This is a genomic window from Micromonospora sp. NPDC003944 (assembly GCF_053605225.1).
Genome location: NZ_JBSGIV010000043.1, coordinates 1 through 21,137 on the forward strand (window position 1 = coordinate 1; position 21,137 = coordinate 21,137).

Genomic DNA, 21,137 nt, shown 5'->3' on the forward strand with positions numbered 1-21,137 from the left:
TTCATTGGGGTTGTAGGTTATAAAAAAGGGGGAAACACCCGGGGGGGGGGGGGGGGGGCCCCCCCCCCCCCCCCCCCGCGCCGCGTCCGGGCGATCGACTCTCAGTGCGGCGGCAGCAGCGCGTCGACCAGGTCACGCAGCGGACCGACCAGGTCCTGTTCGGTGGCGGAGCTCAGCGGCTCCAGCCGGATCGACGACCGCAGCACCGCGACACCGATGCCGGCGGCCAGGGCCATCTGGGCGCGGAGCAGGAGCTGCTCGCTGCCCGGTTCGCCGGGACGCCACCCACGAGCCGCCGCCAGTTGTTCGCTGGAACGGGCCAGGACGCCGTGCCGGATCTCGTCGGCCCCCGCGTCCCCGGACGACCGCAGCAGCAGCGAGAGCTGGCTCGACAGGCCCGCCGCGCCGAGGTCGGCGATGTGCCGGGCGATGGCCTCGGGCACCCGGTCGGCGGGCGTCTGCCCGGTTGTCCGGCGCAGGTCGTCGCCGGCGGCCCGCAGGCACGCCTCGAACAGGCCTTCCTTCGACGTGAAGTAGCGGCTGATGAGCGCCACGTTGACACCCGCGTCGTCGGCTATCTCCCGGACGGTGGTGGCCGCGTAGCCGTCCCGGGCGAAGCGCTGGCGGGCGGCGTCGAGCAGGAGCTGCCGGGTCTCGGCCGCGTCCCGACGCCGACGCTGGACCGGCTCGTCTGCGGTGCTGCCGGTCGCGGGGGCAGGCGGTTCCGCTGCGGTCACGACGCGTCCTCCCTTCGCGGTGGACCGGCGTCGCTGGTGCGCTGAAGCGGCACACCTGGAGGGTCACGTCCGCCGCCCACTGCCGACTCCGGAAAGTAAACATATGTTGACTTTCCGCCAGGCGCAAGCGGTAGTACGCACGGAGGGTGACGTAAACGACTGTTGACATGGGTGCCCGGCGACGGATACTGGCTAAGTCAGCACACGTTTACATCTAGCCTTCGGGGATTTCATGACCCACACCATCGAGGAGCCGACCCACCTCGACTCCGCACCCGGCGCCGCCCCGCGCGCCAACAGCACCCTGCTGGTGCTGTACCTCTCCCTCGGCGGCCTGGCGTTCGCGGTGCTGCAGTCGCTGGTGGCGCCCGCGCTGTCGACAATCGGAAGGGACCTGGGCGTCTCGACCGGAGACATCAGCTGGGTGCTCACCGCGTACCTGTTGGCCGCCTCGGTGCTGACCCCCATTCTCGGACGCCTCGGTGACATGGTCGGCAAGCGGCGGGTCCTCATCGGCGTCCTCGCCGCCCTCGCCGCCGGCACCCTGCTCGCCGCCCTGGCCCCCAACCTGACCGTGCTGATCGTCGCGCGGGCGCTGCAGGGCGCCGCCGGAGCGATCCTGCCGCTGTCGATCGGCATCGTCCGCGACCAACTGCCCCGCGAGAAGGTCGGCGTCACCGTCGGCCTGCTGTCGGCGATCTTCGGTGTCGGCGCCGGTGTCGGCATCGTGGCGGCGGGCCCGATCGTGGAACACCTGTCGTGGCACTGGCTGTTCTGGCTGCCGCTGGTCCTCGTCGTCGTCGCGCTGCTCGGGGCCATCTTCGGCATGCCCGAGTCGCGGGTCCGTACGCCCGGACGGCTCGACATGCTCGGCGCGGCCATCCTGTCGGTGTCGCTCGTCTCGTTGCTGCTCGCCGTGAGCAAGGGGCAGGGCTGGGGCTGGACCGAGCCGAAGACCATCGGCCTGTTCGTGCTCGGCGCGGTCGCGATGGCCGTCTTCGTCCTGGTCGAGCTGCGGGTACGCGAGCCGCTCATCGACATGCGGCTGATGCGCATTCGCGGGGTCTGGGCCACCGACCTCGTCGCCCTGATCCTCGGCTTCGCGATGTTCGGGACGTTCGTGCTCGTGCCGACCCTGCTCCAACTCCCCGCGGCCACCGGCTACGGGTTCGGCAAGACGGTGTCCCAGGCCGGTCTGTTCCTGCTGCCCACCGTCCTGATGATGGTGGTCTTCGGTCCCCTCGCGGGTCTGCTGGACCGTCGCTTCGGTCCCAAGGTGCCGATGTTCCTCGGCACCGTCGCGGTCGTGGTCGCGTTCGCGCTGCCGGCCCTCGCGCACGGCGCGACCTGGCAGGTGCTGCTCTCCGGCGTGCTCACCGGCGCCGGCATCGGCCTGGCGTTCGCGGCGATGTCCAACGCCATCATCGAGAGCGTCCCGGCCGGACAGACCGGTGAGGCGAGCGGCGTCAACACCATCGCCCGCACCATCGGCAGCAGCATCGGCGCGGCGGTCGTGGCGGCCGTCATCACCTCGAACAGCACTCCGCAGGGGCTGCCCACCGACGCGGCGTTCACCGCCGGCTTCTGGGTGTGCGCGGGCGTCGCAGTCCTGGCCGTCCTCGCGGCACTCGCCCTGCCTTCGGCGCGTCGCCGCCACGAACAGGCCGTCGCCGCCGGTGTCGACGACCTCCCGCCCGAGCCGGTCGAGCTGCACCTGCCCCACCGGCAGCACTGAGCAAGCGGCTGACAAACGCAGGCCGTGCCCCCTTCCGGTGGGCACGGCCTGTGCCGTTCGGTGTGGCCCAGACCTGCCCGCTACCCACCCAGTCGAAGGTGCCAGCGCGCACCCCGGCTGGTGAGCCGGACGACCGCCAACGGCTCGACGTCCACCTGCCGGTACGTCGCCACCGGAAGACCGAGGGCGTGCACCACCGCGACCCGGATCACCAGCGGGTGGGCGACCGCGACGATGCGTCCACCCGCTCGGTGCTGCTCGTCCAGCCAACCGCCGAGCCGATCCCGCACCGCCGTGACGGACTCACCACCGTGTGGCGCGGACTCCGGTGCGGACAGCCATTCGTGCAGCGCCTGCGGCTGCGTGTGGGCGATCTCCTCGAGCGACAGTCCGGCCCAGGTCCCGTAGTCGCAGTCGGCCAACGCGCTCTCGATCGTCGGCAGCAGACCGAGGGCGTCGGCGGTCTGCCGGGCGGCCGGCGCCGGGCTGGACAGACAGGTGTCGTGCACGCCGAGGCGACCCCGCCGCTCCGCACCCGAGGAGGCCCGGGCGAGGGCGGCACGCAGGCCACCCTCGTCCAGGCCGTCGTCGGCACCGCCGAAGCGGGCCCCGCGCAGAGCGGCGGTGTGACCGTGGGCGACCAGCCGGAGGCTGGCGCCGGTCACGTACTCGGCAGTGCGGTGCCGGCCCGGCGACGCCGCTCCTGGTGCATCAGGGCCGCGAACAGCAGGCCGATGCCGGTCCAGAGCACGACCTGGGTGCCCAGCGAGGCCAGCCGGAACTCCCACAACAGGGCTGCGGGGAAGTCCGCCGGGACCTCCTGGAAGGACGGCATCACCACGTACGACACGGCCGTGACCAGGACGAACCCACCTACGGCTGCGGCGGCGCGCAGCCAGGTGGGCGCCTGGGCACCGACCGACCGGTAGCCCAGCGAGCCGGCCCACACGGCCACCAGCCCGAGCACCACCATCAACAGGTAGGTGACGGTCCGCTGGTCGATGGTGGCCGGGTCGCCGACCGCCGGCGGGTTCGCCGGGTACTTGAGGAACGGCACGATCACCGCGCCGAGCAGCGCCGCGCCGGCCAGCAGCAGGCCCGAGCGCCCGTCGTCGTCGCCGCGCCGTCGGCGGGACAGCAGGACGTACGCCGTGGCCAGCAGCCCACCCATGGCGGCCCCGAACAGGCCGGTGGCCAGGAACAGGCCGCCGCGCTGACCCGTCCGGCTGACCAGGGCGTCCTCGTGGTCGTGCGCACCGGCCGCGGGCTCGGCGTGCGTCGCCGCCTCCTCGATGGCGATGGCCGCCTCGACGTGCGGTTCGCCGGCGACGTACGCGAATGCCCCGGCGAGCAGGCCGGCGATCAGACCGGCCAGCAGCCCGCGAACGAGGGCGGCGAGGAAGGGGGGAGTGCCGGTGGTGGTGGTCAGTGGCACGGGACGCCCAGCAGGTGCCTGCCGTCGTGCATCAACTCGTGCAGGTACATCCCGCTGCGCGACACCGCCCCCTGGTCGAAGGCGACGAGGTACGCCAGCAGCGCGAGCGCGGCAACGGTCGCCAGGGCAGTCCACAAGAGACGGGCACTGCCAGCGGGGTGCACCACCGGCTGGCTGGAAGCGGAGCTAGACATGAATACACGAACCTCCCCAGGGATGACGCGTCCCCATCGCAAGGCTGCGGACGACCGAGCGTCCTGGCTCGCGGCCCCCGGTTGTTGCTGGGAACCGCTCACAGTGGCGCGACCGCGCCGGATTCACACCGGCTTCCCTCGCGTCGCCGCAGATAGTGGGTCGACGGTATCGGTGCCGCCTCAGGTGGTCAACCCGGGGCCCCGCGCCCCCGTCGGGTACGTGAAGATCTGGACCAGCCGCAGGTGTCGGTGGATTCGTCAGACCAAAAGGCGACACTGTGGGAAGTTGGTCGTCGTGCGCGTTCCGCCACTCGGCAACAGTCTGTTACCGCTAACATGGTCAATCTGCCAGATCGGCTCTGCGGCTTCGGGTCAACCCGGAGTGGTTCGATCAGCGGCGGGGCGGGGTGTGCGATGGGGGAGAACGCGCCAGGGCGGTTCCGGTGACGACCGGCGAGACCGCGCCACGACCGGGGATCGTCGACGCGCACCATCACCTCTGGGTCCGGGCGCGGCACCCGCAGCCCTGGATCGACCCGCACACCATGGCCGCGATCGACGACGACTTCACGCCTGTCGAACTCGCACCGGCGACCCGGGCCGCCGGGGTCACCCAGACCGTGGTCGTACAGTCCGTCGCCGTCCGGTCGGAGACGCCCGAGCTGCTCGGCATCGCGGCCGACGATCCTCTCGTCGCCGGGGTGGTCGGCTGGGTCGACCTCACCTCCGCCGACGTCGGCCGCCGCGTCGAGCGACTGCGCCGGGCGCGCGGCGGCGAACGGCTGGTCGGGGTGCGTCACCTGGTCCAGTCCGAACCCGACCCGGCCTATCTCGACCGTCCCGACGTGCGACGCGGCATCGCCGAGGTCGGTGCCGCAGGGCTCGCCTTCGACCTCTTGGTGCGCCATCGCCAACTGCCGGCTGCCACCCGGCTCGTCCGCGACCTGCCGCAGGTGCGGTTCGTCCTGGACCACCTGGGCAAACCCCCGCTCGGGCGCGACGACCTCGGTGACTGGCACCGCGACCTGCGGGCGCTGGCGGCCGAGCCCAACACGACGGCGAAGCTCTCCGGCCTGGTGACCGAGGTGGACGGCGGGTCCTGGACGACGGCGGACCTGCGGCCCGCGGTCGAGCACGCCCTCGACGTGTTCGGGCCGGATCGGTTGATGTTCGGCTCGGACTGGCCGGTGTGCCTGCTCGTCAGCTCGTACACGCGTTGGGTCAGCGTCCTCGGTGATCTGCTGGACCCGCTGTCCGACGACGAGCGTGCCGCGATCTGGCGCCGGACCGCCGGTCGGGTCTACCGGCTGGCCCCGTCCTGAGGCGACAGCCACTCCGGAGCTGGGCACATAGCGTGTTATCGATAACATGCTAGCGACGGCAGCCGATCTACCTTTGGTCGGACGTATGCCTTCGGTGGTGCAGGTAACGATGGCAAAACATGCCCGCAAGGCCTTGGCAACACACGTGAACGCGTGGCATGGTAACGCCTGATCGTGGGAAACATCCGACCTATCTCCGAGGGTGTGCGGGCAATCAGTCGTACTGCCGTCCGAGCCGGGTCAGTCGCTCACAGGCGTTCGGCTCGTCGGCGGGTCCCCGTCGGGTGCCGACGCCACGCTTGGGGAGGTCAGGTCCGACGATGAGTAGCGCCGAGGCAACCGCCGGCACGCAGCGCGGCGAACTCAGCGACTGGTTCCGGGAACGGATCTCGCACGCCGTCTCCGAGTTCACCGCCGCAACCGCGTTGGTCGTCCTGTTCATTGCCCTGACCTTCGCGAGCCCGTACTTCCTGACGGCTGACAACCTCTTCAACATCGGGGCGCAGACGGCGGTGATCGCCATCATCGCCACGGCCCAGACGATGGTCATCATCACGAAGGGCATCGACCTGTCCGTCGGTTCGGTCGCCGCGCTCGCCGGCGTGCTGGGCGCGATGGTCGTGCGCGACCTCGGCTTCTCGCTCTGGGCGGCGACGGCGGTCGCGATCGGCGTCGGCGCGCTGGCCGGACTGCTGAACGGGCTGCTGGTGACGGTGGCCCGGATCCCACCGTTCATCGCGACACTGGGGACGATGTCCGTGGGCCGTGGCCTCGTCTTCATCATCACCGGCGCGGTCGGCGTCTACGGCCTGCCCCGATCCTTCCAACTGCTCGGCAACGGGCAGATCCTCGGCATCCCGTTCGCCGTGGTGATCACCGTCCTGGTCGCCGTCGGGGTCGCCTTTCTGCTCTCCCAGACCCGCTTCGGTCAGTACACCTACGCGATGGGCTCCAACCTGGAGGCGGCCCGGCGCTCCGGCATCCGGGTGGGGCGGCACCTGACCGGGGTGTACGTGCTGGCCGGCGTGCTGGTCGGGCTGGGCGGCATGATCGCCGCCTCCCGGGTCAACTCCGGTCAGCCCAACTACGGGATCTCGCTGGAGCTCGACGTCATCGCCGCCGCGGTCATCGGCGGTGCCAGCCTGTTCGGCGGTCAGGGCCGAATCGTCGGGACCATCATCGGCGCGTTCCTCATCGCCCTGGTCCGCAACGGCGCCGTCCTGCTCGACATCAGCATCCACTACCAGCAGGTGATCGTCGGCGTGATCATCTGGGCCGCCGTCTACTTCGACCAGTACCGCCGCCGGCGGTTGGAATCACGGGGTTGACATGCCATTCCGAGAGTCCGAACGAGGAAGGACACACACCATGGCACACACCACCACCAGCCGGCGGACGCGAGGACGACTCCTGCGCGCGCAGGCGATCCTGGCCGCCGCCGCGGCGACCGCTCTGCTCAGCGCGTGCGGCGGGGTCGAGGTCCGCGACGGCGGCGACGGCGCGACAAAGGACGCGAGCGGCCCGTTGAAGCTCGCCGTCGTCCCGAAGGCGGTCGGGGCCGACTACTGGAACACGGTCAAGGCGGGCGCCGAGTGCGCCGCGCAGCGCGCGGGAGACGTCACCGTCCAGTGGGACGGCGTGACCACCGAGACCGACGTCGAGGGCCAGGTCAACCTGATCCAGAACTTCGTCACCAAGAAGGTCGACGGCATCGTCTACGCGGCGACCGACTCCAGCGCACTGGCACCGGTCACCGACAAGGCGCTCGGCGCCAACATCCCGGTCGCCATGATCGACTCGGGCACCAGCCCGCAGCCGGCGGAGGTGCCTCTCTTCGCCACCGACAACCGCGCGTCGGCGACCGAGGCGGCGAAGCTGCTCGCCACCGAACTCGGCCCCGGCAACCACGAGGTGGCGCTCGTCGAGTTCCAGCCCGGATCGCAGACCAACACCGAGCGGGTCGACGGCTTCAAGGCCGGCCTCGCCCAGTACCCCAACCTCAAGCTGGTCGGCCAACAGCCGAGCAAGAGCGACGTCAACGAGGCCCGACGGGTCACCGAGAACATCCTCACCGCCAACCCCAACCTGAAGGGCGTCTTCGCGGCCAACGAGCCGAGCGTCCTCGGTGCCGCGCAGGCCATCCAGGCCGCCGGCAAGTCCGGCAAGGTGGTCATCATCGGCTGGGACGCCGCCCCGGACGAGATCGCCGGGGTACGCAGCGGCCAGATCTCGGCGCTGGTCGTGCAGAACCCGTTCAAGATGGGCTACTTCGGCGTCGACAAGATGGTCAAGCACCTCCGGGACAAGGCGCCGCTGGCCTCGGCCGACACCGGCGTCACGTTCGTCACCAAGGAGAACATCGACTCGGCGGAGATCAAGGCGGTGCTCGAGCCCAGCTGCGCCAACCCACCGGTGCAGTGATGGGCGTGAACCACACGGCCACCGCGGCCAGCGACGAGCAACCCACCGACGCGGAGCCGCCGGTCCTCGAAGCCCGCGGCATCGTCAAGCGGTTCGGGCACGTCGAGGCGTTGCGCGGCGCCGACTTCACGGTCCACCGCGGCGAGGTCGTCGCGCTGATCGGTGACAACGGCGCCGGCAAGAGCACCCTGATCAAGACCCTGTCCGGTGTGCACCCGCCGGACGAGGGCGAGATCCGGGTCGGTGGCCGTCCGGTCCAGTTCTCCACCCCCGTCGACGCCCGTCGGGCGGGGGTGGAGACGGTCTACCAGGACCTCGCCGTCGCCGACGACCTCAGCGTGGCCGCCAACCTGTATCTCGGCCGGGAGATCCTGCGCTCCGGGCCACTCGGTCGGCTCGGGCTGTTGGACAAGCGCGCCATGCGGCAGGGTGCCGCCGCCGCCCTCGACGAACTGGGCGTACGGATCCCCCGGGTCACCACCCCCATCGCGATGCTGTCCGGTGGGCAGCGGCAGTGCGTGGCGGTGGCCCGCGCCATCATCTGGGCGACGAACGTGGTCATCCTCGACGAGCCCACCGCGGCGCTCGGCGTCGTCCAGACCGGGCGGGTGCTCGACGTCGTCCGGCGGGCCCGCGACGCCGGCATGTCGGTGGTGCTGGTGAGCCACAACATGCCGCAGGTCCTCGAGATCGCCGACCGGGTCGAGGTGCTTCGCCTCGGCCGGCGCGCGGCCCAACTCCGCGCCGACGAAGCCACCACCGACGATCTGGTCGCCGCGATGACCGGCAGCACCAGCGTGGGTCGGGACGAGCGGTGACGGCGGCCGTCCAGGGAGGCGCCCACGGTTCCGCAGAGCCGGCAAGCCGCGGCGGCGCCGATCCGCCGCTGCGGCTGAGCCCACTGGGCTTCGGCGCCTCCCAGGGCGGCAATCTCTACCGGGCGACATCCGACGAACAGTTCGCCGCCGCCGTCGACACCGCGTGGGCAGGCGGCATCCGATACTTCGACACGGCACCGCACTACGGCCTGGGCCTGTCCGAACGGCGGCTGGGAGCGGCCCTGCGCTCCCGCCCACGCGACGAGTACGTGGTGTCGACGAAGGTCGGCCGGCTGCTCGTGCCGTCGCCGGAGACGGCACACCGGCGCGACCCGGAGGGGTTCGACGTACCCGCCGACCACCGCCGGGTCTGGGACTTCAGCCGCGACGGCGTGCGCCGCTCGTTGGAGGCCAGCCTTCGGCGTACCGGCCTGGACCGGATCGACGTGGTGTACCTGCATGACCCGGACGAGCACTGGGGGCAGGCCGCCAACGAGGCGGTCCCGGCGTTGGTGGAGCTGCGGGAGCAGGGCGTGATCCGCGCCGTCGGAGCGGGGATGAACCAGTCCGCCATGCTGGCCCGCTTCGTGGCGGAGACCGACGTGGACATGGTGATGTGCGCCGGCCGGTACACCCTGCTGGAGCAGGGCGCGCTGACCGACCTGCTGCCCCTCGCGCAGGCCCGTCGCGTCGGTGTGGTGGTCGCCGGGGTCTACAACTCCGGCCTGCTGGCCCGGGACATGCCGCCGACCGACGCCGTCTACGACTACCGGCAGGCGCCGGCCGAGGTGATCGACCAGGCTCGTCGGATCGCACGGGTGTGTGAGACGTACGGCGTCACGCTGCCCCAGGCCGCGTTGGCCTTCGTCCGTCGGCACCCGGCCGTCGTCTCGACAGTTGTCGGCATGCGCGACGACGCCCAGGTGACGGAGACCCTCAACAGGTCCGACGTCGACGTCCCGGACCAGCTCTGGGCGGCGTTGTACGACGAAGGGCTGCTCGACGTGCAGTCGTGAGGACCGGCGGTCAGGAGCGAGGCGCCTCGATGCTCGTGTCACCATCGTCGGGCAACCCCTGCAACGACTCCTCCACCCCGATCAGGTGGTTGGCCATCCGGGTGCGGGCCCGCTCCGGGTCGCGCGCGACGAGAGCCTTCAGGATCGCCACGTGTTCGTCATGGGTACGCAGGTCCGCGCCCTCCTCGTGCAGGCTCCGCCAGAGCCGCCCGCGGATGGTGCGCCCGGCGAAGGCCTCGATCAGGCCGACGAGCACCGGATTCTCGGCGTGCACCGCGATGATCCGGTGAAAGGCGATGTCGATCTCCATGATCCGCTCGTGGTCCGGCGGTGACTGGCCGATCAACCGGGCCGCCTCGTCGAGCAGGTCACCCGCCTGGGCCAGGGCCTCGTCGGTGATCCTGGTCGCCGCCAGGCAGGCGGCCTCGCACTCCAGCAACCGCCGAACGGTGTGGATGTGCCGGGGGTCGCCCTGACCCTGGAAGTCCACCACGAAGCCCATCGGGGCCAGCAGTTGTGGCGCGTCGAGGTTGGTGACGTAGGTGCCGTCGCCCTGACGGATGTTGACGATGCCGAGGATCGACAGGGCCGACATCCCCTCGCGCAGCGAGCCCCGCGAGACGCCGAGCGACTCGGCGAGGTCCTTCTCGATGGGCAGCCGGTCTCCGGGCCGGAACTGCCCTTCGAGGATCATCCGCTTGATGCCGTTGACCACTTCGTCAGTGCGAGACATGACTCCCCTAGCGGCCGGCGAGGGTGGCCTCTCCACCCGCGATCACGTACGGCTCCGGAGATGACACGGTAGTCGGCTCCGTGGCCGCCCAGTAGTGGCCGTCGGGAAACCGGTAGAGCGCGACCGACTCCTGGCGCATCCGGGTGGAGTAGCCGGGCTCGCTGGGCAGGACGTATCCGCTGCCCGAGCCGGTGTCGCGGATGATGCAGGGGTCGGTGAAGTGCTCGTGCAGGTGGTCGACGAACTCGGTGACCCGGTTGGTGAGGTCCCCCGAGATCGCGACGTAGTCGAGGACCGACACGTGTTGGACCATCTCGCACAGCCCGACCCCACCCGCGTGTGGGCAGACCGGCACGTTGAACTTCGCGGCGAGCAGCAACACGGCGACGATCTCGTTGATGCTGGCCAACCTGCCGGTGTCCAGTTGGCAGAAGTCGATGGCCTCGGCTTGGAACAGTTGCTTGAACATCACCCGGTTGTGGCAGTGCTCGCCGGTGGCGACGCCGATGGGAGCGACGGCTCGGCGGACGGCGGCGTGGCCCAGGATGTCGTCGGGGCTGGTCGGCTCCTCGATCCACAGGGGCTTGAACTGGGCGAGGGCGGTGACCCACTCGATGGCCTGACCGACGTCCCACACCTGGTTGGCGTCGATCATCAGGTTGCGGTCCGGCCCGAGGATCTCCCGCGCGATCGCGCATCGGCGGATGTCGTCGTCGAGGTTGGCGCCCACCTTGAGCTTGACGTAGCCGTAGCCGCTGTCCACCGCCTCCTGGCACAGCCGGCGCAGCTTGTCGTCGCCGTAGCCGAGCCAACCCGCCGAGGTGGTGTAGGCGGGGTAGCCGGTCCGGTCCAGCTCGGCGAGGCGGTCGGCCTTCGTGCCCTCCTTGGCCCGGAGGATGGCCAGTGCCTCGTCCCGGGTCAGCGCGTCGGACAGGTAGCGCAGGTCCGCGATGTCGACGAGTTGCTCGGGGGACATGTCGACGAGCAGTCGCCACAGCGGTTTGTCGGCGACCCGGGCGACCAGGTCCCACGACGCGTTCAACACGGCGGCGAGGGACAGGTGGACGACGCCCTTCTCCGGGCCGAGCCAGCGCAGTTGCGAGTCGGAGGTGAGCAGGCGGTAGACCGCGCCCATGTCCGCCGCCATCGTGGCCACGTCCAGGCCCACGAGGAGTTGGGCCTGGTGGACGGCTGCCGCCGCGACGATGTCGTTGCCCCGACCGATGGTGAAGGTCAGGCCGTGCCCCGCGAGTGGCGCGCCCACGCCGTCGACGCCGTCGGTGTGCAGGATGACGTAGGCCGCAGAGTAGTCGCCGTCCTTGTTCATGGCGTCTGACCCGTCAGCGGTCAGGGAGGTGGGGAAGCGGACGTCTTCGACGGTGACGGCAGTGATCTGCGGCATGCGCTCCTCGCCCGGCTAGGCTAAAGATCAGATGATCACTGGGAGTATACGGAGGGCTGCTCCAGCACGTCAACGTTGTCGATCACCCGAGAGGCCTAGACATATGATGTTTTGCTGCCTCGTCGTTCCGTCTTGACGCCCATCATGCCGGTTGGCGAGAGATGGTGCCGCAGACGCCGGGCCCTGGAGATTGGATGTTCCGCCTCGATCTGAGGAATCGACGGCGACCCATGAGTGTGGCCAGCGTGACTGTCGCTTCGATACGTCACATCTTTGTCGATTGTCGACACTCGTGCGCGAGCCTCGTCCCCGGTGCCCGGCGTCGGTCGGCCATGGCGTGTGCCCCCGCGGTTGGTGACGGTGGTCACCGCGCCGCCGCCGACACGCCCGGGACCGACATGTGGGGTGTGACAACGTCTGCATCCCTATATATGGTGTCGAGCGCAGCTGGTTCGGCCGCTCATCCAGTGCGGTCGAGGCAACAGGGAACCCGGTGGAAATCCGGGACTGTCCCGCAGCGGTGAGTGGGAACGACAGCCGTCATCAGCACTGGGCCACCGATCGGCCTGGGAAGCGACGGCCAGTAGGAGACCGGCGAGCCCGGTCGTGCCCGCGAGTCCGAAGACCTGCCAGCGCGCCGCGTACCCGCACCCGGGTGGGCGGCGGTCCGAGGCCGCGTGGGACGGCTGACGCCACCTGATCCACGCCGAAGCGCGTGGCGTCCGTCGGTGTCTGTCCCCTCGCGTCCGGGCCACCAGGTCTCGAACTCCGAGGAGCGAGTGGTGACAGTCACCGAGGTAGTCCCGGCCAGCGGCGACGCGACCCTGCGGCGAACGCCGATGCAGGTCCGCAAGCGCGACGGCGGCACCGAACCCGTGGACGTGAACAAGATCGTCCGAGCGGTCGAGCGGTGGGCCGACGACCTGACCGACGTCGACCCGATGCGGGTGGCCACCCGTACCATCAGCGGCCTCTACGACGGCGCGACCACTGCGGAACTGGACCGGCTGTCCATCCAGACCGCGGCCGAGATGATCGGTGAGGAGCCGCAGTACTCGCGCCTCGCCGCGCGACTGCTCGCCGGCTACGTCGACAAGGAGGTGCGTCGACAGGGCATCACCTCGTTCAGCGCGGCGATCCGGGTCGGCCACGCCGAGGGCCTGATCGGCGACGACACCGCCGCGTTCGTCGCCGCCCACGCCACGACCCTGGACCACGCCGTCGACCCGGACGGTGACCGCCGGTTCGAGTACTTCGGCCTGCGCACGGTGTACGACCGCTACCTGCTGCGCCACCCCACCAGCCGACTGGTGCTGGAGACCCCGCAGTACTGGCTGCTGCGGGTGGCCTGTGGCCTGTCCCGGACGGCGGACGAGGCGGTCAGCTTCTACCGGCTGATGTCCAGCCTGGCCTACCTGCCCAGCTCACCGACCCTGTTCAACTCCGGCACCCGACACACCCAGATGTCCTCCTGCTATCTGGTCGACTCCCCGCTCGACGAGTTGGACTCGATCTACGCCCGGTACGCCCAGGTCGCCAACCTGTCCAAGTTCGCCGGCGGCATCGGCATCGCGTACTCCCGCGTCCGCTCCCGGGGAGCGCTGATCCGGGGCACGAACGGGCAGTCCAACGGGATCGTGCCGTGGCTGCGCACGCTTGACGCGAGCGTCGCCGCCGTCAACCAGGGCGGCCGGCGCAAGGGCGCGGCCTGCGTCTACCTGGAGCCGTGGCACCCGGACATCGAAGAGTTCCTGCAGCTGCGCGACAACACCGGCGAGGACGCCCGGCGCACCCACAACCTCAACCTGGCCAACTGGGTCCCGGACGAGTTCATGCGCCGGGTCGAGGCCGACGAGCTGTGGTCGCTGTTCGACCCGAACGAGGTGCCCGAGCTGCCCGACCTGTGGGGGGAGCGGTTCGACGCCGCGTACCGGCAGGCCGAGGCGCAGGGCCGCTACGTGCGACAGGTCCCGGCGCGGGAGCTGTACGGGAAGATGATGCGGACCCTCGCCCAGACCGGCAACGGGTGGATGACCTTCAAGGACGCGTCGAACCGGCTGTGCAACCAGACCGCCGAACCGGGCAACGTGGTGCACCTGTCCAACCTCTGCACCGAGATCGTCGAAGTGTCGAGCGACGCCGAGACCGCCGTGTGCAACCTCGGCTCGGTGAACCTCGCCGCCCACCTCGTCGACGGCGGCATCGACTGGAACCGGCTCCGCGCCACGGTCCGGACCGCGGTGACCTTCCTGGACCGGGTCATCGACATCAACTACTACCCGACCGCGCAGGCGGCCGCGAGCAACCCCCGCTGGCGGCCGGTCGGGCTCGGGCTGATGGGGTTGCAGGACGTCTTCTTCGCCCTGCGGCTGCCGTTCGACTCGCCGGCAGCGCGGGAGCTGTCCACCCGGATCAGCGAGGAGCTGTACCTGACCGCGCTGGAGACCTCCGCCGACCTGGCGCGCGACGTCGGCGCGCACCCGACGTACCCGCAGACCCGGGCCGCGCGGGGCCAACTCCAGCCCGACCTGTGGGGTGTCGAGGGTACGCAGACGGCACGCTGGACGGCCCTGCGGGAGAAGGTCGCGGCGCACGGGTTGCGCAACTCGCTGCTGGTGGCGGTCGCGCCGACCGCGACCATCGCCTCGATCGCCGGGTGCTACGAGTGCATCGAGCCGCAGGTGTCGAACCTGTTCAAGCGCGAGACGCTGTCCGGGGAGTTCCTCCAGGTCAACACCGCTCTGGTACGCGAGCTGAAGGCCCGCGGGCTGTGGACCGACCGGATCCGCTCGGCGATCAAGCGGGCCGAGGGATCGGTGCAGGACATCGCCGAGCTGCCGGCCGGCGTACGGGAGCTGTTCCGCACCGCGTGGGAGCTGCCGCAGCGGGCGCTCATCGACCTCGCCGCCGCCCGTGCCCCGTTCATCGACCAGTCCCAGTCGCTGAACCTGTTCCTGGCCGCGCCGACGATCGGCAAGCTCTCCTCGATGTACCTGTACGCCTGGAAGGCCGGGCTGAAGACCACCTACTACCTGCGCTCGCGCCCGGCCACGCGGATCCAGCAGGCCACCGTCAGCGCCGTCGCACCCGCCGCGCCAGTCGCCCTCGGGTCCGTGGCCCTCGACGCGGAGGCGCTGGCCTGCTCGCTGGAGAACCCCGAGTCGTGCGAGGCCTGCCAGTGACCCCCGCCACCACCACCGACGCTACCGACGCCCGCACCACCGACACGAGGACCACGCACATGCTGCTCGACCCCGGGATGGACCTCACCCTCCGCCCGATGCGCTACCCGCACTTCTTCGACAGGTTCCGCGACGCGATCCGCAACACCTGGACCGTCGAGGAGGTCGACCTGCACGCCGACCTCACCGACCTGGCCAAGCTGTCGCCGGCCGAACGGCACCTGGTCAGCCGCCTGGTGGCGTTCTTCGCCACCGGCGACACCATCGTCGCCAACAACCTGGTGCTCAACCTGTACCAGCACGTCAACAGCCCCGAGGGTCGCCTCTACCTGTCCCGGCAGCTGTTCGAGGAGGCCGTGCACGTCCAGTTCTACCTCAACCTGCTCGACACGTACGTGCCCGACGAGACCGAGCGCTTCGAGGCCTTCGCGGCAATCGAGAACATCCCCTCGATCCGTCGCAAGGCCGAGTTCTGCTTCCGCTGGATCGACTCTCTGGGCGACCTGCGGGAGCTGCGCTCGCGCGAGGACCGACGGACGTTCCTGCTCAACCTGATCTGCTTCGCCGCCTGCATCGAGGGTCTGTTCTTCTACGGCGCGTTCGCGTACGTCTACTTCCTGCGCTCCCGCGGCCTCCTGCACGGCCTCGCCTCCGGCACCAACTGGGTGTTCCGCGACGAGTCCATGCACATGGCGTTCGCGTTCGACGTCGTCGACACCGTCCGCGCCGAGGAACCGGACCTGTTCGACGACGACCTCGCCGACCAGGTACGCCGGATGCTCACCGAGGCCGTCGAGTGTGAGGTGCAGTTCGCCGAGGACCTGTTGGGCCACGGCGTGCCCGGTCTCACGTTGGCCGACATGCGGGAGTACCTCCAGCACGTCGCCGACCGCCGTCTCGCCCAACTCGGCATCGCCCCGCACTACGGGTCGAACAACCCGTTCGGCTTCATGGAGTTGCAGGACGTGCAGGAGCTGTCGAACTTCTTCGAGCGGCGGGTGTCGGCGTACCAGGTCGGGGTGAGCGGCACCGTCGCCTTCGACGACGACTTCTAGGCGGCGGCCGAGCCCCGCGCGCTACCCCTGAGGAACGCCCCGTCTGCGTCGATCTTGCAGTTTCGGTCGCCGATATGTGCGCGTTGCCGCTGTGTGCCGCGACAGGAAGTGCAAGATCGCGGGGAGGGGCGGGCCTGGCTTCGTCGATCATGGAGTTGGGGTGCCTGATTTGGTGCTGTGCAGGCACTTTGTCACCCACCACAACTCCATGATCGACGAGGCGGTGCGGTGTTGGTCTTCGACTGTCGTGATCGCGGGAGGTGCCGCCGTGCCGATCGACGAACCTGTGTGTCAGGCAGGCGAGCTGTTCGCCGCGACGAGGATCCTTGATGCGCACTGGACTCGCGCGCTGGACCGGCCGTGGCGCTCAGGCGGCTGCCTGGAGTGCGCGAGTAATGGCACATGCCGTCAGCTCGATTGGTCGTTGGGTGTCGTGGCGGAGGCCGCATCGATCATGTTGCAGTAGTGACATGGTCGAGCCACACGCTTGGGTGATCGCCTGCTCGGAAAGGAACGTGCTGATGGTCGACATCACCGTGCGACCCATGGCCGCCGCCGACGCCGACCGGGTCCTGGCGATCTACCAGGCCGGACTGGACACCGGTGACGCCAGTTTCGAGGTCACCGCGCCGAGCTGGGCGGCGTTCAGCGCCGCTCGGCTGAGCGAGCACCGGTTCGTGGCTGTCGACCCGCGCGGAACGGTCCTCGGCTGGGTCGCCGTCTCGCCGACCTCGACCCGCGCGGTGTACGCCGGAGTGGTGGAGCACTCCGTGTACGTCGACTCGGCCGCCCAGGGCCGTGGCGTCGCCCGACTGCTGCTGGACGCGCTGATCACCTCCACCGAGGCCGCCGGCATCTGGACGATCCAGTCCGGGGTCTTCCCGGAGAACACCGCCAGCCTGGCGCTGCACCAGCGGGCCGGGTTCCGGGTCATCGGCGTACGCGAACGGGTTGGTTGCCACCACGGACGCTGGCGTGACGTAATCCTGCTGGAACGGCGCAGCGCTGTCTGAGCGCTGGTGAGGTCGTGTCCGACGCGGGCGCGACAGTGCTGCCGGGCGCTCAGTCGGACGTTCCTCGCGGCGGTCGGGCGGGGCGGTCAGCTGGTGCCGTCACCGGCGGCTGGCGCAGGCCACGCACGTGCGCGCAGCCGGGCGGGCCGCGAGGCGCTCGGCGGGGATCGGGCGCCCACAGCCCTCGCACACGCCGTAGCTGCCGTCGTCCACCCGTTGCAGCGCGACGTCCAACTCGGCCAGGCGTCGGCGGGTGGCGTCCAGGACGGCGGTGAGCTGCGCGCGCTCGAAGGCGATGGTGCTGCCCTCGGGGTCGTGTTCGTCGTCGGCGTTCGACGACCGGGACGCCTCGAAGAGGCTCCGCAGGTCGCTCTCCAGAGCGGCAGTCTGCGCTACGGTCTGCGCGCGCAGCCGTCGCAGTTCCTCGCGGGGGTCGCTGTTCATCGTCGATCCACCGTAGCGCTACATGAAGTTGCGGGTGTGCAGGGCGGAGAGCGCCGCCGCGCCGCCCTAGCTGAACGTGAGAACGCAGCGCGAGCGTCGGATCACCGTCTGGTACGGGCGTTGTCCCGGTGGGGTCGGCCGTGCCCGTCCTCCCGGTCGATGCGCAACTCCCGTTCCAACTCGGTGATGACCGCCCGCAGGTCGTCCAGCCGTTGGGTGAGCGCGATGCGGTCCACCTCGTCCGGGATGCCGTCGCCGTCCTCGTCGTACCCGGGAGCCAGCCGCTCGGTCATCTCCAACCGGCGAGCCTCCTCCATGGAGTTCACGATGACCGCGATGAGGATGTTGAGCAGCAGGTTGACGGTGATGACCACGTAGCTGACGTAGTAGAGCAGCGTCCACGGCGAGATCGCCATGCCCTGCTCGATGAGGTCCGGCAGCGTCTCCAGCGACAACAGCACGAACAACGTCAACAGCGAACGCCCGATGTCGCCGTACTCCTCCGGGTACCGGTTGCCGAAGATCAGCCAACCGGCCATGCCGTACACGTAGAGTGTCACCACGGCCAGGGCGAGGAACCCGGTGACGCCCGGCAGGCTGCGCCACAGCGCGGAGACGATGGTCCGCAGACCCGGCGAGAACCGCACCAGGCGGACCATGCGGGCAACCCGCACGACCCGCAGCAGCGCCGGGTCGCCGTGCAGGCCCGGGATGAAGATCGCCGCGATCACCACGAAGTCGAAGACGTTCCAGCCGTGCCGGAAGAAGTCCTGCGGGCGTCTGCCGTACGCCGCCAGCCGGATGGCGATCTCGACGACGAAGACGGCCCGGAAGAACAGCTCCAGCCCGTGCAGCGCGGTGCCCGCCGGGCTCAGGTCGTCGTACGTCTCCAGGCCGAGAACGATGCCGTTGGCGAGGATCACCACCACGATCGCGATCTCGAAGGGACGTGACGTCGCGAGCCGGTCGCAGCGGTCGGTCCAACCCGAGCGGCGCCGTGGTGGCGTGGACGGCCCACCACGCGGGACGGGCACGGATGCGTCGCTCACCAGTCGGCCGACTCGATCATGTGACGGTGTGGACGGTGTGCGGGCATGCCCACCAGCCTAGCCAAGATCAATGACGGTGGGCGATCGTGCGCCAGGATCAGCGCGGCCTCGTCCACCGTCGTCGGCAGCAACTCCGCGGAGTCGTCCGAGGCGGGCTGAGCGGATCGGCCAACAGGCGGTGTCCGTCGTTCCTCCGTCACCACGACACCCGCTGGTCTAGGTTCTCGTGGTGAGCGGGACCAGGCCGGCCCGCGCCGACTGCGAAGAGGTGCGCGATGTCCGACCCTGATCTTGCCGATCTGCGCCGACGGGCCGAGGACGGTGACCGGGACGCGGTCGACCAGCTCGTCGAGCTTGCGGGGGAGCGGGGTGACCTCACCGAGCTGCGTCAGTTGGCCGAGGACGGCAACGCCGACGCGGCGGCCCAACTTGTCGAACTCGCCAGCGAACTCGGCGACATGAACGAGCTGCGGCGTCTCGCCGACCGGGGCGACAAGGACGCCGCCGACCAACTCGTCGAGTTGGCTGCGGAGCGGGCGGACGTCGGTGAACTTCGCCGGCTCGCCGACGGCGGGAACCGGGACGCGGCCGACGTCCTGGCCGAGCTCACCGAGGAGCAGCAGGACGAAGCGGAGTAGTCGGCCGGACGCGGAAGCGTCAGGTGTCGGTCGGGGTGGTGAGGTACCGGCGGTAGCCGAGGGCGGACTGCCCGAACCCGAGGGACGCGTAGAAGCGGTGGGCGTCGGTGCGCGCGGCGTTCGACACGAGTTGGACCTTGTAGCAGCCGGCCGCCGCCGCATCGTCGAACGCCGCCAGCATGAGGGACCGAGCGACGCCACGACGGCGCCAGCCGGCCGCGACCACCACGTTCTCCACCACCATGTACGGCCGCGCGCCGTGGGTGAGGTTGGGGGCGACGAGGGTGTCCAGGGTGCCCACGATGGTCTCCCCGGCGACGGCCAGCAGGAGGCGGCGGCCGGCCTGGGCGTGCAGGTCACGCCAGGCGGTGGTCAGCCGGGCGGGATCCGGTCGTGCGTCGTCGGGGGCGAGCTGCCGCAGCACGTCGAAGACCCGTTCGGGGTCGTCTTCCGGCACGGCGGCGCGGACGACGAAGTCACGGCTCACCATGCCGCCGAGCATACGGTCCCCGGCTGGCGGGGCGACGGCCACCTCTCGCCGCCGCCCGCGTGAGCGATGGGCCCGGTCAGGCTCGCGCGGCCCGGACGGCGTCGCGCAGTGGGGTGCTCGGCCGACCGAGCAGCCGGCTCGGGTCGTCGCTGTCGGTCGCCAGCTCGCCGTCGGCGATTGACGTGTCGAGTGCGGCGACGAACCCTGCGGTGCCCGCGTCCAGGCCGACGTTCTGCAGGGCGGAGGCCAGCTCGGCGGCGGACATGTCCTGGTGCACGACCGTGGTGCCGGTCACCTCCGTCACGGCCTCGGCCAGCTCGTCGAAGCTGAAGGCGGTGCCGCCCAGTTCGTAGACGGCGTTGCCGTCCTCCTCGCGGGTCAGCGCCGCCACGGCGGCACCCGCGTAGTCGGCCCGGGTCGCGGCGGAGATCTTGCTGCCGCCGGTGGCGCCGAGGATGGTGCCGGACCCCAGGTACTGCGGCAGTTGGTCGGTGTAGTTCTCGGTGTACCAACCGTTGCGCAGCACGGTGTAGGCCAGGCCGGACGCGGCAAGGACCTCCTCGGTGGCCTTGTGTTCCGGAGCGAGCGGGTTCGCGGTGGTGTCGGCCTTCAGGATGCTCGTGTAGACGAGCCGCTGCACCCCGGCGAGCTTGGCGGCGTCGATGACCGCGGTGTGCTGGGGGACGCGTTGACCGGGAGTGTCGCCGGAGATGAGCAGCAGGCGGCGTACGCCGGCCACGGCGCCGGGCAGCGTCGACGGGTCGTCGTAGTCGGCCTTGCGGATCTCGACCCCTCGTGCGGCGAGGTCGGCGGCCTTCTCCGGGCTGCGGACGATGGCGGCGACATCGGCGGCGGGTACGCCGCTGTCGAGCAGGCGCTCGATCACCAGTCGGCCCAGTCGGCCGGTGGCGCCGGTGACGGCGTAGGTGGGCATGGGAACCTCCGGACAGTAGTTACAGATGTGCAGGCACTTACGAATCTACAGCGCTAACCAAGGATTGGCATGGGATAGGCTGGTGAGGTGAGCGACATGCCGGTCCAGGACCCGGCGGGGCCTACCCAGGAATTCGTGAGCGATGTCTTCGCCCGGGGTTGCACCTCCCGTGCGGCCTTCGAGGACGTCACCTCGAAGTGGGCCTCGCTGGCCCTGTTGGCGCTCGGCGAGGGCCGCTACCGGTTCAACGCGCTGCGCCGCCGCATCGACGGGGTCAGCGAGCGGATGCTCTCCCAGACCCTGCAGACCCTCGAACGCGACGGGATGCTCACCCGTGAGGTGCTCACCGCGATCCCGCCGCGGGTCGAATACTCGCTGACCCCACTCGGTGTCCGGGTCGCCGATCACCTACGTGGCCTCGCCGATCTGCTGGAAGCCTCGGTGCCCGAGGTGCAGACCGCCCGAGACAGCCACGAGCGCGACCGGGGCTAGCTCCTCCCGGCGACACCTACCCGGCGG

The 21,137-nt window shown here is 70.4% G+C and carries 22 protein-coding genes and 2 riboswitches; of the genes, 12 read left to right on the plus strand and 10 right to left on the minus strand.

Annotated features, from left to right (window positions below; genetic code table 11):
- Nucleotides 1-101: 101 nt before the first annotated feature.
- On the minus strand, nucleotides 102-737 hold the full coding sequence (locus tag ACWER9_RS20965; RefSeq protein WP_452303422.1) for a TetR/AcrR family transcriptional regulator: 636 nt from the start codon (nucleotides 735-737) through the stop codon (nucleotides 102-104).
- A 232-nt stretch (nucleotides 738-969) separates the two neighbouring features.
- Between ACWER9_RS20965 and ACWER9_RS20970 the strand changes: the two genes are divergently transcribed.
- A complete protein-coding gene (locus ACWER9_RS20970; protein ID WP_452303423.1) occupies nucleotides 970-2,472 on the plus strand; it encodes an MFS transporter in 1,503 nt (500 codons plus the stop codon).
- 80 nt (nucleotides 2,473-2,552) lie between these two features.
- On the opposite strand, the gene ACWER9_RS20975 is transcribed toward ACWER9_RS20970, so the two are convergent.
- From ACWER9_RS20975 to ACWER9_RS20985, 3 genes are read right to left on the minus strand one after another with little or no spacing between them, the layout of a single operon-like run.
- On the minus strand, nucleotides 2,553-3,137 hold the full coding sequence (locus tag ACWER9_RS20975) for a histidine phosphatase family protein (RefSeq protein WP_452303424.1): 585 nt from the start codon (nucleotides 3,135-3,137) through the stop codon (nucleotides 2,553-2,555).
- Nucleotides 3,134-3,907: a CbtA family protein gene (locus tag ACWER9_RS20980; RefSeq protein ID WP_452303425.1), complete on the minus strand. Its 774-nt coding sequence runs from the start codon at nucleotides 3,905-3,907 to the stop codon at nucleotides 3,134-3,136. Before ACWER9_RS20980 ends, ACWER9_RS20975 begins: the two co-directional genes overlap by 4 nt.
- Nucleotides 3,898-4,101 carry a CbtB domain-containing protein gene (locus ACWER9_RS20985; RefSeq protein ID WP_452303426.1) on the minus strand — a complete coding sequence of 68 codons (204 nt, stop codon included), beginning with the start codon at nucleotides 4,099-4,101 and terminating at the stop codon, nucleotides 3,898-3,900. Before ACWER9_RS20985 ends, ACWER9_RS20980 begins: the two co-directional genes overlap by 10 nt.
- Before the next feature lie 34 nt (nucleotides 4,102-4,135).
- Nucleotides 4,136-4,290: riboswitch (cobalamin riboswitch) on the minus strand.
- A gap of 254 nt (nucleotides 4,291-4,544) precedes the next feature.
- Between ACWER9_RS20985 and ACWER9_RS20990 the strand changes: the two genes are divergently transcribed.
- The 5 genes from ACWER9_RS20990 to ACWER9_RS21010 all read left to right on the plus strand — a co-directional run bounded on the left by ACWER9_RS20990 (nucleotide 4,545) and on the right by ACWER9_RS21010 (nucleotide 9,678).
- The gene (locus ACWER9_RS20990) at nucleotides 4,545-5,423 is read left to right on the plus strand and encodes an amidohydrolase family protein (protein ID WP_452303427.1); all 879 of its coding nucleotides are present in this window, start codon (nucleotides 4,545-4,547) and stop codon (nucleotides 5,421-5,423) included.
- 320 nt (nucleotides 5,424-5,743) lie between these two features.
- Nucleotides 5,744-6,751 (plus strand): ABC transporter permease, encoded by a 1,008-nt coding sequence (locus tag ACWER9_RS20995; RefSeq protein WP_091406814.1) that lies wholly within the window; start codon nucleotides 5,744-5,746, stop codon nucleotides 6,749-6,751.
- 40 nt (nucleotides 6,752-6,791) lie between these two features.
- Nucleotides 6,792-7,844 (plus strand): substrate-binding domain-containing protein, encoded by a 1,053-nt coding sequence (locus ACWER9_RS21000; RefSeq protein ID WP_452303428.1) that lies wholly within the window; start codon nucleotides 6,792-6,794, stop codon nucleotides 7,842-7,844.
- Entirely contained in the window at nucleotides 7,844-8,662 is an 819-nt protein-coding gene (locus ACWER9_RS21005) for an ATP-binding cassette domain-containing protein (protein ID WP_452303429.1), read from the plus strand. Before ACWER9_RS21000 ends, ACWER9_RS21005 begins: the two co-directional genes overlap by 1 nt.
- Nucleotides 8,659-9,678, plus strand: a complete 1,020-nt coding sequence (locus tag ACWER9_RS21010; RefSeq protein ID WP_452303430.1) for an aldo/keto reductase — start codon at nucleotides 8,659-8,661, stop codon at nucleotides 9,676-9,678. Before ACWER9_RS21005 ends, ACWER9_RS21010 begins: the two co-directional genes overlap by 4 nt.
- A gap of 10 nt (nucleotides 9,679-9,688) precedes the next feature.
- Here the strand turns inward: ACWER9_RS21010 and ACWER9_RS21015 are convergent, their stop codons facing one another.
- On the minus strand, nucleotides 9,689-10,411 hold the full coding sequence (locus ACWER9_RS21015) for a FadR/GntR family transcriptional regulator (RefSeq protein WP_452303431.1): 723 nt from the start codon (nucleotides 10,409-10,411) through the stop codon (nucleotides 9,689-9,691).
- A gap of 7 nt (nucleotides 10,412-10,418) precedes the next feature.
- The gene (locus ACWER9_RS21020) at nucleotides 10,419-11,813 is read right to left on the minus strand and encodes an enolase C-terminal domain-like protein (RefSeq protein ID WP_452303432.1); all 1,395 of its coding nucleotides are present in this window, start codon (nucleotides 11,811-11,813) and stop codon (nucleotides 10,419-10,421) included.
- A 431-nt stretch (nucleotides 11,814-12,244) separates the two neighbouring features.
- A riboswitch (cobalamin riboswitch) is annotated at nucleotides 12,245-12,461 on the plus strand.
- A gap of 191 nt (nucleotides 12,462-12,652) precedes the next feature.
- On the opposite strand from ACWER9_RS21020, the gene ACWER9_RS21025 reads away from it, so the two are divergent.
- The 4 genes from ACWER9_RS21025 (at nucleotide 12,653) to ACWER9_RS21040 (ending at nucleotide 17,063) form a co-directional block, all read left to right on the plus strand.
- Complete coding sequence (locus tag ACWER9_RS21025; protein WP_452303478.1) at nucleotides 12,653-14,995, plus strand: ribonucleoside-diphosphate reductase subunit alpha; 2,343 nt, start codon at nucleotides 12,653-12,655, stop codon at nucleotides 14,993-14,995.
- A gap of 59 nt (nucleotides 14,996-15,054) precedes the next feature.
- Nucleotides 15,055-16,050, plus strand: coding sequence for a ribonucleotide-diphosphate reductase subunit beta (locus ACWER9_RS21030; protein WP_452303479.1), 996 nt, complete (start codon nucleotides 15,055-15,057; stop codon nucleotides 16,048-16,050).
- Nucleotides 16,051-16,210: 160 nt separating this feature from the next.
- Nucleotides 16,211-16,516, plus strand: a complete 306-nt coding sequence (locus ACWER9_RS21035) for a hypothetical protein (RefSeq protein ID WP_452303433.1) — start codon at nucleotides 16,211-16,213, stop codon at nucleotides 16,514-16,516.
- A 55-nt stretch (nucleotides 16,517-16,571) separates the two neighbouring features.
- A complete protein-coding gene (locus tag ACWER9_RS21040; protein WP_452303434.1) occupies nucleotides 16,572-17,063 on the plus strand; it encodes an N-acetyltransferase family protein in 492 nt (163 codons plus the stop codon).
- Between the two features lie 99 nt (nucleotides 17,064-17,162).
- Here the strand turns inward: ACWER9_RS21040 and ACWER9_RS21045 are convergent, their stop codons facing one another.
- The gene (locus ACWER9_RS21045) at nucleotides 17,163-17,507 is read right to left on the minus strand and encodes a TraR/DksA family transcriptional regulator (RefSeq protein ID WP_452303435.1); all 345 of its coding nucleotides are present in this window, start codon (nucleotides 17,505-17,507) and stop codon (nucleotides 17,163-17,165) included.
- Between the two features lie 101 nt (nucleotides 17,508-17,608).
- Nucleotides 17,609-18,556: an ion transporter gene (locus tag ACWER9_RS21050; RefSeq protein WP_452303436.1), complete on the minus strand. Its 948-nt coding sequence runs from the start codon at nucleotides 18,554-18,556 to the stop codon at nucleotides 17,609-17,611.
- 275 nt (nucleotides 18,557-18,831) lie between these two features.
- Between ACWER9_RS21050 and ACWER9_RS21055 the strand changes: the two genes are divergently transcribed.
- Nucleotides 18,832-19,194: a hypothetical protein gene (locus ACWER9_RS21055; RefSeq protein WP_452303437.1), complete on the plus strand. Its 363-nt coding sequence runs from the start codon at nucleotides 18,832-18,834 to the stop codon at nucleotides 19,192-19,194.
- A gap of 19 nt (nucleotides 19,195-19,213) precedes the next feature.
- On the opposite strand, the gene ACWER9_RS21060 is transcribed toward ACWER9_RS21055, so the two are convergent.
- Nucleotides 19,214-19,684 (minus strand): N-acetyltransferase family protein, encoded by a 471-nt coding sequence (locus tag ACWER9_RS21060; RefSeq protein ID WP_452303438.1) that lies wholly within the window; start codon nucleotides 19,682-19,684, stop codon nucleotides 19,214-19,216.
- Nucleotides 19,685-19,760: 76 nt separating this feature from the next.
- The gene (locus ACWER9_RS21065; RefSeq protein WP_452303439.1) at nucleotides 19,761-20,618 is read right to left on the minus strand and encodes an SDR family oxidoreductase; all 858 of its coding nucleotides are present in this window, start codon (nucleotides 20,616-20,618) and stop codon (nucleotides 19,761-19,763) included.
- 96 nt (nucleotides 20,619-20,714) lie between these two features.
- Between ACWER9_RS21065 and ACWER9_RS21070 the strand changes: the two genes are divergently transcribed.
- Nucleotides 20,715-21,110 carry a winged helix-turn-helix transcriptional regulator gene (locus tag ACWER9_RS21070; RefSeq protein WP_452303480.1) on the plus strand — a complete coding sequence of 132 codons (396 nt, stop codon included), beginning with the start codon at nucleotides 20,715-20,717 and terminating at the stop codon, nucleotides 21,108-21,110.
- Nucleotides 21,111-21,137: the final 27 nt, after the last annotated feature.

What these genes read in the sequence shown, in the direction of transcription:
- ACWER9_RS21040 (WP_452303434.1), top strand. Translation starts at nt 16,572, where the DNA reads ATGGTCGACATCACCGTGCGACCCATGGCCGCCGCCGACGCCGACCGG.
- ACWER9_RS21015 (WP_452303431.1), bottom strand. Translation starts at nt 10,411, where the DNA reads ATGTCTCGCACTGACGAAGTGGTCAACGGCATCAAGCGGATGATCCTC.
- ACWER9_RS21070 (WP_452303480.1), top strand. Translation starts at nt 20,715, where the DNA reads ATGCCGGTCCAGGACCCGGCGGGGCCTACCCAGGAATTCGTGAGCGAT.
- ACWER9_RS20995 (WP_091406814.1), top strand. Translation starts at nt 5,744, where the DNA reads ATGAGTAGCGCCGAGGCAACCGCCGGCACGCAGCGCGGCGAACTCAGC.
- ACWER9_RS21000 (WP_452303428.1), top strand. Translation starts at nt 6,792, where the DNA reads ATGGCACACACCACCACCAGCCGGCGGACGCGAGGACGACTCCTGCGC.
- ACWER9_RS21065 (WP_452303439.1), bottom strand. Translation starts at nt 20,618, where the DNA reads ATGCCCACCTACGCCGTCACCGGCGCCACCGGCCGACTGGGCCGACTG.
- ACWER9_RS21030 (WP_452303479.1), top strand. Translation starts at nt 15,055, where the DNA reads ATGCTGCTCGACCCCGGGATGGACCTCACCCTCCGCCCGATGCGCTAC.
- ACWER9_RS21005 (WP_452303429.1), top strand. Translation starts at nt 7,844, where the DNA reads ATGGGCGTGAACCACACGGCCACCGCGGCCAGCGACGAGCAACCCACC.
- ACWER9_RS21055 (WP_452303437.1), top strand. Translation starts at nt 18,832, where the DNA reads ATGTCCGACCCTGATCTTGCCGATCTGCGCCGACGGGCCGAGGACGGT.
- ACWER9_RS21020 (WP_452303432.1), bottom strand. Translation starts at nt 11,813, where the DNA reads ATGCCGCAGATCACTGCCGTCACCGTCGAAGACGTCCGCTTCCCCACC.
- ACWER9_RS20985 (WP_452303426.1), bottom strand. Translation starts at nt 4,101, where the DNA reads ATGTCTAGCTCCGCTTCCAGCCAGCCGGTGGTGCACCCCGCTGGCAGT.
- ACWER9_RS21060 (WP_452303438.1), bottom strand. Translation starts at nt 19,684, where the DNA reads ATGGTGAGCCGTGACTTCGTCGTCCGCGCCGCCGTGCCGGAAGACGAC.
- ACWER9_RS21025 (WP_452303478.1), top strand. Translation starts at nt 12,653, where the DNA reads ATGCAGGTCCGCAAGCGCGACGGCGGCACCGAACCCGTGGACGTGAAC.
- ACWER9_RS21045 (WP_452303435.1), bottom strand. Translation starts at nt 17,507, where the DNA reads ATGAACAGCGACCCCCGCGAGGAACTGCGACGGCTGCGCGCGCAGACC.
- ACWER9_RS20970 (WP_452303423.1), top strand. Translation starts at nt 970, where the DNA reads ATGACCCACACCATCGAGGAGCCGACCCACCTCGACTCCGCACCCGGC.